A 12,465-nucleotide genomic window follows, 5' to 3' on the forward strand; every position below is an offset into this window, starting at 1 on the left:
ATTTTTTGTTTCATCTTGCTCGCTTTCCACTTTGTTTCTTCCGGATAATGAACTCTTGTCCACATATAACAAACACCTCCTGAATCGAATGGAATTATACATTCGATTTAGGAGGTGTTATTTTATTGGGCTATTTCACTATAGCAGCAGGGATGGTTTTATATGTTTCTCTATGATACGGTAATGTCTTTGGATCATTTGTTCTGGAAGCTGGTTAATTGGAAAGAATCTCACATCTAATGATTCCTCGGGATTGATGCGGATTTCCCCAGAAAATTCATTCGTTTCATATACGATCGTAACGGCATAAAATTCATCTCCATTAGGAACTTTCACGTACGTGTCCGGTCCGGAAAGGACATCGAGAAGCCGGCAACTTCCGATGGTGAGTCCTGTTTCTTCCCATACTTCCCGTCTTGCTGTTTCTTCAGCCGATTCTCCAAGCTCCATTAATCCGCCGGGAAGCCCCCAATATCCATGCGGTTGTTTGCGCTTCTGCAGCAATACTTCATTTTTTTCGTTTTTAATGATTGCTAACGCGCCAACCAAAATGACGGGGCGATGGCCGACAAGGGCGCGCAGTTCTTCAATGTAACCCATATCGTTCTTCCTTTCTGTTGCTTCAAAAAATAAAAAAAGAGCCCTTACCATCTAGTGTAAGGGGTGAATCTCTATGATTCAATGAGTAGCCCTGCTTTTTTGAGAGCGTGGCAAGCGGCATCAAGCTTGGCGATGGAGTCTGCTTCAATCGTATGAAGATGAGTGCCGTCTGTCAGCTGCAGCAAATACGATGCCTTCGTTTCTTCAATTTTTTGAATAAATTGATCGACTTCAAGCCGATTGCTGACCATGACAGAAGCGGTTAAATCTCCGTATACGGGATGCTCGATTTTCACATCTTTGACAGTGACGCCATGGTCGACGAGAATATATAATTCTTCTTTTGTCTGTTCGGGCGTATGGAAGCAGGCAATCGTGCGCGTATATGTTTGTTCCGGAATGTTTGGTGTCAAGTATAAATAGCCTTGGCTTGTGGCGATAATCGGTTCATTGCGCGCTTTTAAGAGCGAAATATCCTGCACGATTACCTGGCGACTGACATTCGTTTTTGCTGCGAGTTCAGCGCCGGTGATCGGCCTTTTGTTTTCTTTCAGCCATTGCAAAATGAATTGGCGCCGCTGTTCCCCGAGAATTTTTTTCTCTTCTTTCAACTCACTTCAAACTCCTTTCTGTGCTGACTGATTCGCTCAAGGGAAGATACGAGTTGGTCAATGTCTTTTTCCGTCGTCCATTTCCCAAATGAAACACGTATAAACTGTTTTGCTTCCTCTGCGGATTTTCCAACTGCCAACATCGTCCGCGACGGAGCCTGTTTTCCAACTTGACACGCACTTCCAGTGGAAATGGCGATGTTATCGCGGTTGCATTCGAGCATGACATATTGCCCTTCGATTCCGTGAACGGAAAGCCCGATAATATGTGGCAGGCAAACATTAGGATGCCCTTCTACCGTAACAGGCAAGCCTTTTTCGCGAATAAGTGCCAGCAAGTAACGACGCAGCTGCTCGAAACGCGTTTGTTCGGCATCTATATTTTCACAAATGTGCTGTGCCGCGGTGATGAAAGAAGCGATTCCAGGCACATTGACTGTCCCAGGACGAAATCCATATTCATGGGTGGCGTTAGGAAAACATGGTTGCCAGTTGATGCGCGGGTCAATGTATACTGCCCCGACCCCTTTTGGTCCGTAAATTTTATGAGCAGAAATGGAAAGGCTGTCGATAAACATCTTTTTCACATCTATTCGTATTTTACCAAAAGTTTGGACACAATCGCTATGAAAGATTACTCCGTGACGCCGCAGTAGCTGTCCAATTTCGGCAATTGGCAGCATTGTTCCGATTTCTGAATTAGCGTGTTGAATCGAAGCGAGAATCGTTTTTGTGGTAATTGCTCGTTGTAAATCGCCGATATCAATTTGTCCAAAACGGTTAACCGGCAAATAAGTGACCTCGAATCCTTCTTTTTCTAATTGTTGGAATAGATGATAAAGAGAAGCATGTTCCATCTCGGTTGTGATGAGATGGTTACCGCGGTGGCGATGTGCGTTAATGAGCGAACGAACAGCAAGAATATTGGATTCTGTTCCCCCGCTGGTAAAATAAATCCCCCGTTCCTCGCCGCCAATAAGCGCGGCAAGTTCTTTTCGGCAAATGGTTAAAAGCCGTTCGGCATTGCTTCCGATATCGTGTAAACTGCTAGCATTTCCAAAGTAAGTGGTAGCCGCTTCTGTGTAGGTATTTAGCGCTTCTTTGCTCATCGGCGTTGTAGCGGCATAGTCGAGATAAATCATCAAAATCATCCCTTTTGTTCACAAAATGTTAACAAAACTCTTGTTATTAGTTTAAATATATGTCAATATAGGTGTCAAGACACAATAAAATCAGGAGGCAATTTTATGCCAGAAAATGGAGTTATTATTGTCGGAAGTGGCATCGCAGCATTAACCACTGCTTATTATTTGCATGAGCATAAAAATGTGATGATTTTCACAAAGGCAAAAAAAGAAGAAAGCAATTCATGGTTGGCACAAGGTGGAGTGGCTGCGGTCATTTCCGCGGAAGATCATTGGCAATGCCATTTTCATGATACGATTGCGGCTGGCTGCTACCATAATGATGAAAAAATGGTGGAACTGCTTGTTCGCGAAGGGCCAAAACGAATTCGCGAATGGATAGAGGCGGGACTACGGTTTGATACACAGGAAGATGGAAGCATTCAATTCGGGCGCGAAGGGGGGCATGGAAAGCGGCGCATCTTGCATGCGGGAGGCGACCAAACAGGGAGAATGATCGTTGCGTTTTTGTTCGAAAAGCTAGCGGGACGAGTGCCAATCATTGAGGATGAATATGTAATGGAACTGCTTGTTGAACAGGGACGGTGCGTCGGGATAAAAACGAAAAACCGTTCAGGGCGAATCGCGTTCCATTACGCGAGCGCTGTCGTGCTTGCGGCTGGCGGATGTGCAGGCATCTATGCTTTTTCTTCTAATTCCCAGGCGGTGATGGGCGATGGAATTGCGTTGGCGTACCGGGCAGGCGCGAAAATTGCCGATATGGAATTCATCCAGTTTCATCCAACGATGTTATTGGCTGATGGAAAAGCGGTCGGTTTAATTTCGGAAGCGGTGCGTGGCGAAGGGGCGGTGTTAGTGACGGAAGACGGGCGAAAGGTGATGGAGTCCGTTCATCCATTACGGGATCTAGCGCCGCGCGACATTGTCGCGCGCGCGATTTACGCTGAAATCCAGCGCGGTCATCGCGTTTATTTAGATGTTTCGATGATTGCTCGTTTTCACGAACGATTCCCAACGATTGCGAAACTATGCCAATCATACGGGATAGACATCGATAAAGGGAGGATTCCGGTCGTTCCAGGCGCCCATTTCTTAATGGGCGGCATCCATGTGAATGACCGCGGACAGACATCGATCGAAGGGCTATATGCCGTCGGGGAAGTGGCATGCACTGGCGTCCACGGCGCCAACCGGCTGGCGAGCAATTCGCTCCTTGAAGGAATAGTATTCGGAGAGCGAGCAGCAAAGGCGATTCAAAACGAAACTGCATCTTTCATGCCGTTTTGGCAAAAAGAGCGTCACGCACCGTCCGATGAAAAAAGGAATGCAAGCGGCTTGCCAGATATATCGGAGATTCAAACGATCATGTCAACATATGTCGGCATCGTTCGTGATGAACAAGGATTGCAATATGCAAAAAAATGGTTTGAACAATTTCCATTGTCATATTTGGCGAACAGCTCTCTTGATCATTTTTCCATTCATGAAATTGCAATTATTCATATGTTGCTAGCGGGTTGGCTGATCACGACGTCAGCGCTGCAACGTACAGAAAGCCGGGGAGGGCATTACCGTTCCGACTATCCATTTGAGCGGAAGCAATGGAAGCAGCGGCGGATTTGGCGGACAAAGAGCGAGCTAAATGTAATAGAAAGTATCCACACCGGAAGAACGGGGGAAAGACGATGAACCAACTCAAATTACAACAGCTGTTGCAGCAATTTTTCATTGAAGATATTGGTGAACGCGATATTACGAGTGAAACGATTTTTCCAGACAATGAACGGGCGACAGGAACATTCACGGCGAAGGAAGATGGGGTGTTAGCAGGTACAGATATTATTGTGATAGGATATCGTCTATTGCATCCAGACATTGATGTAACGCTTTATAAACGTGATGGCGAACAAGTAAAAAAAGGGGAAGCGATTGGCATTGCGTCCGGACCGGTCGCTCCGCTGCTGACCGGCGAGCGCGTGATTTTAAACCTCCTCCAGCGCATGAGCGGCATCGCTACTTTAACACATCGGGCGGTTACGATTTTAAACAGCAGCCATACGCGCATCTGTGACACACGCAAAACGACGCCAGGGCTGCGGATGTTAGAAAAGCATGCCGTTGTATGTGGAGGAGGCTATAATCATCGTTTTGGTTTATATGATGGCGTCATGATCAAAGATAACCATATCGCGTTTTGCGGCTCGATTACGAAAGCGGTGCAGGCGGTGCGCGAGAAGCTTGGGCATATGGTCAAAGTTGAAGTGGAAACGGAGACGAAAGAGCAAGTGTTGGAAGCGGTTGCGGCTGGTGCTGATGTCATTATGTTTGACAACCGTACCCCAGAAGAAGTGCGCGAGTTTGTTTCACTCGTACCAAAGTCGATCGTAACGGAAGCGTCCGGCGGAATTACGCTTGAAAATCTGGCCGAGTACGGTGCAACGGGAGTTGATTATATTTCGCTTGGCATGCTGACGCATTCGGCCGCCGCGCTAGATATTAGCTTCAATTTACAATAACGGAAACGGGGGAAAAGCACATGAACATTTTAGAACAAATGAAACGGCTTGATGATATGCCAGAAAGTTATAAAACAATGAGCATGGAAGAGATGGAAGCGCGCGTGCGCGCCATCAAAGAACGATTTGGAAAAAGATTGTTTATCCCGGGGCACCATTATCAAAAAGACGAAGTGATTCAATTTGCCGACGCGACAGGCGATTCGCTGCAGCTTGCGCAAGTAGCGGCGCAAAACAGTGAAGCAGAATACATTGTCTTTTGCGGTGTACATTTTATGGCAGAAACAGCAGACATTTTAACGAGCAATGATCAAAAAGTCATTTTGCCGGATATGCGGGCGGGGTGCTCGATGGCTGATATGGCGGACATTACACAAGTGGAGCGAGCGTGGCCGATATTACAAGATTTGTTTGGCGACACGATTTTGCCGTTAACATACGTGAATTCGACGGCGGCGATTAAAGCGTTCGTTGGACGCCACGGCGGCGCGACCGTTACTTCCTCGAACGCGAAAAAGATGGTCGAATGGGCGTTTACACAAAAAGAGCGAATTTTCTTTTTGCCAGATCAGCATTTAGGCAGAAATACAGCCTATGAGCTTGGAATTTCGTTAGACGAGATGGCGGTATGGGATCCGCATGCCGATCATTTGGAATACAAAGGCGATATAAAGAAAGTAAAAGTGATTCTTTGGAAAGGGCATTGTTCCGTTCACGAAAATTTTACTGTCCGCCATATTGAACATATCCGCCGGACAAAGCCAGATATGAATATTATTGTGCACCCAGAGTGCAGTTGGGACGTTGTGCAAAAGGCTGATTATGCCGGTTCGACGAAATATATCGTTGAAACGATTCGCAATGCCCCTTCCGGCAGCAAATGGGCGATCGGTACGGAAATGAATTTGGTGAACCGCTTGATGCGCGAACATCCAGATAAAGAAATTATTTCGCTAAATCCGTATATGTGTCCATGTCTCACGATGAACCGCATCGATTTGCCGCATTTATTATGGACGCTTGAAGCGCTCGAAAAAGGAATCGTCGTCAATCAAATTACCGTTCCTGAAATGATTGCCAAAGAGGCAAAACAGGCGCTTGACCGCATGCTGGCGCTCGCCTGAAACACTCATCCTGTCAAGCAGCATTGGGCTGCAGGACAGGATGATTTTTTTATCATAAAACAAGGGGATGAATCATAGATTGTGTTGAAGGATGATAGCGACAACAAGCAGGGGCTGAAATACAATGCGAACAGTTTCGGTTTAGGAGGGGAACGGAGTGAAAATCCATATTGTTCAAAAGGGCGATACACTTTGGAAAATTGCCCAAAAATACGGAGTGGATTTTGAACAATTGAAAAAAATAAACGGACATTTAAGCAATCCGGATATGATTATGCCGGGAATGAAAATTAAAGTGCCGACAGCAGGGGTTCCGGTAAAGAAAGAAGCACCGAAAAAAGAGACAAAAATTAATTTGGCTCCGAAAAAAGAAGAAAACATAGAGCACCCATATGCCAATACAAAGCCGTTTGTATCGGTGAACATTGAGGCGGAGTTTAACGAAGCACCGAAAGCGCCGGTCAATGAAGCGCCAAACGTGCCAATCAATGAGGCGCCGAAAGCGCCGATCAAGGAAGCGCCGAAAGCGCCGGCGAAAGAAGCGCCAAAGGCGCCGATCCAAGAAGCGCCGAAAGCACCGGCGAAAGAAGCACCAAAAGCGCCGATCCAGGAAGCGCCAAAAGCACCAATCAATGAGAAATCAAACGTGCCGATCAATGAGGCGCCGAAATCAATGGGGAACAAACCGTCCGGAACATCTAATGAAGGATTGGGTTCTGGGGAAAAACAGCTCAACATGCCACCATTATCACATACGATTCCACCGGTAACGCCAAATGTCAATATTAACTTTTCGAATGTTATTCCTAACGTTCCGCCGATTCCGCCAAAACCGAAAAATATTTTGCCGGGGATTATGGAACAAGAGTTAGAAAGTCCTGCCGAAGCAGAAACAGAAAAAGAAAAAGCGTTCAAGGATGACGATAATACACCGCCGGAGCTGCCACAAGTTCCGTACGTTCCGATGATGCAGCAGCCGTATTTGCCTGGGGCGTTTCCAACTGCGCCAATATCCCAGCAGCACTGCATGCCAGTAACGCCGATGTTTCCAGGTTATGGATATTATTTTCCGTCTATGCCAGCTGTTCCGGTTCCTTATCCGTCTTACACCCAGCCGTTCGCTAGCATGGGTATGGAAAGCAATTCCCATGCTTTTCCGGGAATCGAGGAAAGCGGCAGTGAATTAGATGAAGCACCGCCAATGCCGGGATATCACGAAGAAAATCCGACAATGGGATATCACGAAGAAAATCCGACAGCGGCCCATATTCCACCTGCTGGATATTCGCCTACTCCAACATATGCACCTGCCTTCTATCCGGAACCATATGCGCCGCTGCCAATGGTACAAGGGTACGGATGGTGTCCGCCGGTCTATCCATCGATGCCTCCGGTTGCGCATCATTATTATGCACCAGCTCCAACCGCTTTTTATCCGTATCCACCGCAACCGTATATGCCAGTATCAGCATACCCGTTCACGCCAACGGCCGCCACATTCCCGTATGCAGAAGGACGGGTGTTTACCGAACCGCAAGACGAGGAGAGCAATGACTATGGCGAACTATAAACGAAAAAGAGACGATGTTGCAAGTCGTCTCTTTTTTCTTCTGAAAGAGGTATACGGGTTGGGTGTGAAAAGGATCAACATGCTGAAACATAACGTATGGATGGTTGCGGCGCATGAAGGACGCTGGGTGGTAAAAAAATACCGCACTTTTTTCGAAGCGATGAAACAAGCAATGCTTATGCAATCGTTAAGGCAAATGGGCTTTCGTCATGTTCCTGCGGTATATACGGCCATCGGACAACATGGTGTATTTTTCTTTGCCGGTCATTTTTGGCTTATGCAATTCTATATTTCCGGCGCGAAAGTGCTGTCCTTTACGGAAAGACAGGATATTGCGGCAGGACTGCAATTACTGCAGACGTATCATTCCATTACGGACATGCTTCTTTGCCGCCCGTTATGGCGAACAATGCTCCCGGATTATCATTTATATGGAAAATGGCAGCGCTGCTATTATGATTTTTATATCCATTTGCCGTTTATTGAGCAAATTATGGAGAAAGAAGATATCGCCTTTACGATGCAATGTGCCGAATATTGTCTTTCCACTTGCGCTAGCTATATATCATCGTTGGCAAAGGAAAGGATTGTGATCATTCACGGTGATGTTGCCGCCCATAATTTTTTACGCACGAAAAAGGGAAAAGTATACTTAATCGACTATGATGCGGCTGCCATTGCTTCTCCAGGCATCGACTATTTGCAGTATGCGAGCCGGATTTTACCGCATTTGCAATGGTCTGTTTCCGCGTTGTTTCGTTTTTCTCCCTTTTCCGATTGGCTTGCCAAACCTTGGTTTCTACACGCGCTTTTATTTCCAGCCGATATTTTTCGCGAATGGCGCTTTGCATTAAAATATAACAAACCGCTCGCGATTGCCCGCAAGGAACGGGAATCCTTTGTTCATAAGATTGTAAGTATGTTAAAATAAACATATGCGATTTTTAGAGAAAGGGAGTCGAAAAACAATGGAAGAAAAGATTGAAAAGCTGATTCAATGGCTGCGCGAACAAGTAGCGAATGCCGGATTGAACGGAGCGATTGTCGGAGTTAGCGGCGGCATTGATTCTGCGGTCGTTGCCCATTTAATTAAACGCGCGTTTCCTGATAACTCGCTCGGGCTGATTATGCCTTGCAAAAGCAATCCGAAAGATATGGAAGACGCATTAAAAGTAGTGGAAAGCTGCGGCATTAAACATTTTATTATTGATTTAACGGAAACACACAATACGTTATTTGGAGCAGTGGAAAAACAGCTGAAAGAAAAAGGGGAATGGAATGAAGAAGCGGCGCGGTTAGGAGATGCCAACACGAGAGCGCGCTTGCGCATGACAACGTTGTATGCCGTCGCCAATAATTACGGATATATCGTAGTCGGAACGGATAATGCCGCAGAGTGGCATACTGGGTACTTTACTAAATATGGGGACGGCGGAGTCGATTTAGTGCCGCTCATTCATTTCACCAAAGGCGAAGTACGCGAAATGGCGCGTATTCTTGGCGTTCCTGAAGAAATTATTACAAAAGCGCCAAGCGCGGGATTATGGGAAGGACAGACAGATGAAAATGAGATGGGAACAACATACGAAATGATCGATAAGTATCTAAAGGGAGAAGAAATTCCAGAAAAAGACCGGCAAATTATTGAACGGCTACATAAACGTTCGCAGCATAAACGGCAATTGGCGATTGCGCCGCCCAAATTTTAATTTTGCCGCTAACTGACAGCCATAAAACCCCCATTCCTTCGCCAAGCTAATAATAAGGCCGAAAATTTTTTGGCCTGGTGCGAAGGAAAATAAGGGGGTTTTTCCATTGAGAAATGCAATAAAAATTATCGGAGCTGTTTCTGTCTTAAGCGTGATGGCTGCATGCGCCAATTATGCGGACAACGATGATAGACGCTACAATGATGCGACGCGTCCGATCGGCTATTATTCCACGGAACGTTTTGACAATGACTTCCGTTACGGCCGCTACGGAACAAATACGACTAATTATGATAACAACTATATATTAAGCCGCCGCGGACCAGCGACCGATTTTTTCGATACAGATAATAACCGTGCACGTATACCGGGAATTACTCGTTTTGATACGGATACGCCTGCGCTTCCACGCGGTGCGGATTTCGGGGATGCGGACCGCAACTACCATGGACATTTAAATTCGATGGAAAGTAAACCAAATCCTTCTTACTATAGAAGTTATAGCGGAAACTTAGCAGAAACAATCTCCCGCCGCGCTGATGCAGTAAGAGGAGTCAACGATGCGCGGACGCTTGTTTACCGTGATCATGTGCTTGTTGCGATTTCGACCAACTCCAAATACGCAGATCACGTGGAGCGCCTTGTCGCCCAAGCGGTCGCGCCGTATACGAAAGGCAAACATGTGCGCGTCGTTTCCAACCCGAGCATGTACAACCGCGTCCGTACGATCGATAACGATATCCGCCGCGGCCGGCCAATGGAAGAAATCGAACGGGATTTAAAAACGATTTTTATTGATGGAAAAATTAACGAACGTCCAGCCAACACCCGTTAATGGTGAAAAAGTGGGGACACCTTTTTAGGTGTTCCCATTTTTAGCGAAACATAGTCTTTAACGAGCAAAGCTGGCTAAGTGGAAGAGGAATCGGCATATTTTTTTGTTATATGACATTTTCCTCTTTTTTTGGTATAGTAATATCGGAAATTTCGTTGCGATGAGAGGAGAAATTTCGATGGCTGGACATTCCAAGTGGAAGAATATTCAACGCCGGAAAAACGCGCAAGACGCAAAGCGCGGCAAATTGTTTATGAAATTGGCGAAAGAAATTTATGTAGCGGCAAAAACAGGCGGAGGCGACCCAGCGTCGAATTCATCCTTGCGCCTGGTGATCGAAAAAGCAAAAGCCGCTAACATGCCAAGCGAAAATATTGAGCGCGCGATTAAAAAAGCAACGGGGAACCAAGAACATACAAACTATGAAGAAATTCGCTACGAAGGATATGGGCCTGGCGGCGTTGCCGTGATGGTCGTTTGTTTAACCGATAATAAAAACCGTACCGCTTCGAACGTACGCGTGGCCTTTTCGAAAAACGGCGGCAATTTAGGCGAAACCGGCTGCGTTTCTTATTTGTTTGAGCGCAAAGGGCTGCTGGTGATTGCCCGCGAAGGACTGGACATCGACGAAGATGAGATGCTTCTGCAAGCGATCGAAGCAGGAGCGGAAGAAATGGAAACGACCGAAGATTCGTTTGAAATTTATACAACGCCGGAAACATTCGAAGAAGTAAAGCAACAATTAGAGCAACAAGGCTTTACGTTTGCCAGCGCGGAAATTACGATGATTCCGCAAACGTATACGACGCTTGCCGGCGACGATTTAAAGAAAATGTTAAAACTAATCGATACCCTTGAAGATGACGACGACGTCCAAGAGGTGTACCATAATCTGGACGAATCGGTATTGGAAGAGTAGTAAGCGAAATGCCCGATGCCTTGAGGCGTCGGGTATTATTTTTTACTTAATTTGAAACAGATTGCATCGAATGGCGATTCGCAAAAATAAGGCAGAACAGAGGAAGATAAAACGTTAACAAGTGCGGAAATCGAAAGAAAATGGATAAAACTTCTCACGTTGGTGAGAATAGAAATAAGCATATTGTTTATTTTACCTTGAAAGTGAGGAAAAGGAGATGCGAATTCTTGCCACTTTCTTCATTATGATTGCTTCCTATGTATTGCTCATACAAACTGCTATTGCTGCGCCATCTTCCGTAAAAATGACGATTATTTTAGAACGGCAATACTTAGACGGAGAAGTGAGCCAAGAAACAAAGGAAGAAACCGTTGTTTCCATGAAAGAGATATGGAAAAAATATAAAGACTGGCAGCTTGTGGATATGGATGATCAAACGATTGTATTTCGCAAAACAGTGAATGATATTTCTCCATTATTAAAGGCGAATGGTTATTTTGGAATTACGGAAGACGGAACATTATCTATTTTTGAGGGCAAACCTGCACATTCCACACGGATTATTCAATCATTTTTTCAAATTGATGTAAAAAAACTGGAGAGCCGTCAGCATGAGCAACTGAAAAAAGGAATTCGCGTCCTCTCGAAATCGCAATATAAAGATGTGATCGAAACATATCGCCATTTTGCCGTGATCCGATAGAAAGACTTATCATTTTGGTAAGTCTTTTTTTATGTTCCAAACAGGAATATACATTCGCTTTTTGTTATAATGTAATGGTATGATACAATGGAAAGGCAGAAAGAAAAGGAGAGGAGTTCAGCGTTGATCGAATTTGTCCGCGGGTATGTCGATTACGTCTGCCCGGAATATATTGTCATCGACAATAATGGCGTCGGGTACCAAATCTTTACCCCGAATCCGTTTTCCTTTCAAGAAAGCCGCGATACGATCGTAACCGTTTATACATATCAGTACGTCCGTGAAGATATCGTTGCTTTGTACGGGTTTCGCACCCGCGAGGAACGAATGCTGTTTGCCAAACTATTGCAAGTATCGGGAATTGGCCCCAAAGGCGGATTGGCGATTTTAGCCGCGGGGCAGCCGGAGCAGCTGGTTGAAGCGATTGAACAAGAAAATGAAGCGTTTTTATGCAAATTTCCAGGGGTCGGGAAAAAAACAGCCCGGCAAATGATCCTTGATTTAAAAGGAAAGCTGGCTTCGGTTATGGCAACTCCGCATACCCGCTTTGTTTTCCATCAGGAAGAGACAGCGCCGCTTCACGCCGCCGCACTGGAGGAGGCCATCGCAGCATTAAAAGCGCTTGGCTACGGGGAACGGGAAATTCAAAAAGTCATACCAGCGCTTAGCAAAGAAAACTTATCTACTGAGCAATATGTGAAGCGCGCGCTGCAGCAACTGTTAAAATAAAGGG

At 45.7% G+C, this 12,465-nt stretch carries 13 protein-coding genes; 10 read left to right on the forward strand and 3 right to left on the reverse strand.

What is annotated here, in order from left to right; all coding sequences use genetic code 11:
- Positions 1–138: 138 nt before the first annotated feature.
- From AC1WMD_RS04955 to AC1WMD_RS04965, 3 genes are all read right to left on the reverse strand, one after another.
- The gene (locus tag AC1WMD_RS04955; protein WP_043905613.1) at positions 139–600 is read right to left on the reverse strand and encodes an NUDIX hydrolase; all 462 of its coding nucleotides are present in this window, start codon (positions 598–600) and stop codon (positions 139–141) included.
- A gap of 71 nt (positions 601–671) precedes the next feature.
- A complete protein-coding gene (locus AC1WMD_RS04960) occupies positions 672–1,211 on the reverse strand; it encodes a transcription repressor NadR (RefSeq protein WP_494256175.1) in 540 nt (179 codons plus the stop codon).
- Entirely contained in the window at positions 1,208–2,353 is a 1,146-nt protein-coding gene (locus AC1WMD_RS04965; protein WP_494256176.1) for an IscS subfamily cysteine desulfurase, read from the reverse strand. Before AC1WMD_RS04965 ends, AC1WMD_RS04960 begins: the two co-directional genes overlap by 4 nt.
- A 105-nt stretch (positions 2,354–2,458) precedes the next feature.
- On the opposite strand from AC1WMD_RS04965, the gene nadB reads away from it, so the two are divergent.
- From nadB to ruvA, 10 genes are all read left to right on the forward strand, one after another.
- Positions 2,459–4,045: an L-aspartate oxidase gene (nadB, locus tag AC1WMD_RS04970; RefSeq protein ID WP_494256178.1), complete on the forward strand. Its 1,587-nt coding sequence runs from the start codon at positions 2,459–2,461 to the stop codon at positions 4,043–4,045.
- Complete coding sequence (gene nadC / locus AC1WMD_RS04975) at positions 4,042–4,872, forward strand: carboxylating nicotinate-nucleotide diphosphorylase (protein ID WP_494256179.1); 831 nt, start codon at positions 4,042–4,044, stop codon at positions 4,870–4,872. Before nadB ends, nadC begins: the two co-directional genes overlap by 4 nt.
- 20 nt (positions 4,873–4,892) lie before the next feature.
- Positions 4,893–5,996, forward strand: coding sequence for a quinolinate synthase NadA (gene nadA / locus AC1WMD_RS04980; protein WP_043905608.1), 1,104 nt, complete (start codon positions 4,893–4,895; stop codon positions 5,994–5,996).
- Between the two features lie 157 nt (positions 5,997–6,153).
- Entirely contained in the window at positions 6,154–7,566 is a 1,413-nt protein-coding gene (gene safA / locus AC1WMD_RS04985; RefSeq protein WP_494256181.1) for a SafA/ExsA family spore coat assembly protein, read from the forward strand.
- Positions 7,553–8,497, forward strand: coding sequence for a phosphotransferase (locus AC1WMD_RS04990; RefSeq protein WP_494256182.1), 945 nt, complete (start codon positions 7,553–7,555; stop codon positions 8,495–8,497). Before safA ends, AC1WMD_RS04990 begins: the two co-directional genes overlap by 14 nt.
- Positions 8,498–8,534: 37 nt before the next feature.
- Positions 8,535–9,275: an NAD(+) synthase gene (nadE, locus tag AC1WMD_RS04995; protein WP_494256183.1), complete on the forward strand. Its 741-nt coding sequence runs from the start codon at positions 8,535–8,537 to the stop codon at positions 9,273–9,275.
- Between the two features lie 106 nt (positions 9,276–9,381).
- A complete protein-coding gene (locus AC1WMD_RS05000) occupies positions 9,382–10,110 on the forward strand; it encodes a YhcN/YlaJ family sporulation lipoprotein (protein ID WP_043905604.1) in 729 nt (242 codons plus the stop codon).
- Positions 10,111–10,288: 178 nt separating this feature from the next.
- Positions 10,289–11,029, forward strand: coding sequence for a YebC/PmpR family DNA-binding transcriptional regulator (locus tag AC1WMD_RS05005; protein WP_043905603.1), 741 nt, complete (start codon positions 10,289–10,291; stop codon positions 11,027–11,029).
- A gap of 217 nt (positions 11,030–11,246) precedes the next feature.
- On the forward strand, positions 11,247–11,732 hold the full coding sequence (locus tag AC1WMD_RS05010) for an intercompartmental signaling factor BofC (RefSeq protein WP_043905602.1): 486 nt from the start codon (positions 11,247–11,249) through the stop codon (positions 11,730–11,732).
- 123 nt (positions 11,733–11,855) lie between these two features.
- Positions 11,856–12,461, forward strand: a complete 606-nt coding sequence (gene ruvA, locus AC1WMD_RS05015) for a Holliday junction branch migration protein RuvA (protein WP_043905601.1) — start codon at positions 11,856–11,858, stop codon at positions 12,459–12,461.
- The last annotated feature ends 4 nt before the right edge of the window (positions 12,462–12,465 follow it).

The sequence above is a fragment of the Parageobacillus sp. NEAU-HV-2 genome (assembly GCF_059115485.1).

What these genes read in the sequence shown, in the direction of transcription:
- nadB (WP_494256178.1), top strand. Translation starts at nt 2,459, where the DNA reads ATGCCAGAAAATGGAGTTATTATTGTCGGAAGTGGCATCGCAGCATTA.
- AC1WMD_RS04955 (WP_043905613.1), bottom strand. Translation starts at nt 600, where the DNA reads ATGGGTTACATTGAAGAACTGCGCGCCCTTGTCGGCCATCGCCCCGTC.
- AC1WMD_RS04965 (WP_494256176.1), bottom strand. Translation starts at nt 2,353, where the DNA reads ATGATTTATCTCGACTATGCCGCTACAACGCCGATGAGCAAAGAAGCG.
- AC1WMD_RS04990 (WP_494256182.1), top strand. Translation starts at nt 7,553, where the DNA reads ATGGCGAACTATAAACGAAAAAGAGACGATGTTGCAAGTCGTCTCTTT.
- nadE (WP_494256183.1), top strand. Translation starts at nt 8,535, where the DNA reads ATGGAAGAAAAGATTGAAAAGCTGATTCAATGGCTGCGCGAACAAGTA.
- nadA (WP_043905608.1), top strand. Translation starts at nt 4,893, where the DNA reads ATGAACATTTTAGAACAAATGAAACGGCTTGATGATATGCCAGAAAGT.
- nadC (WP_494256179.1), top strand. Translation starts at nt 4,042, where the DNA reads ATGAACCAACTCAAATTACAACAGCTGTTGCAGCAATTTTTCATTGAA.
- AC1WMD_RS05005 (WP_043905603.1), top strand. Translation starts at nt 10,289, where the DNA reads ATGGCTGGACATTCCAAGTGGAAGAATATTCAACGCCGGAAAAACGCG.
- AC1WMD_RS05010 (WP_043905602.1), top strand. Translation starts at nt 11,247, where the DNA reads ATGCGAATTCTTGCCACTTTCTTCATTATGATTGCTTCCTATGTATTG.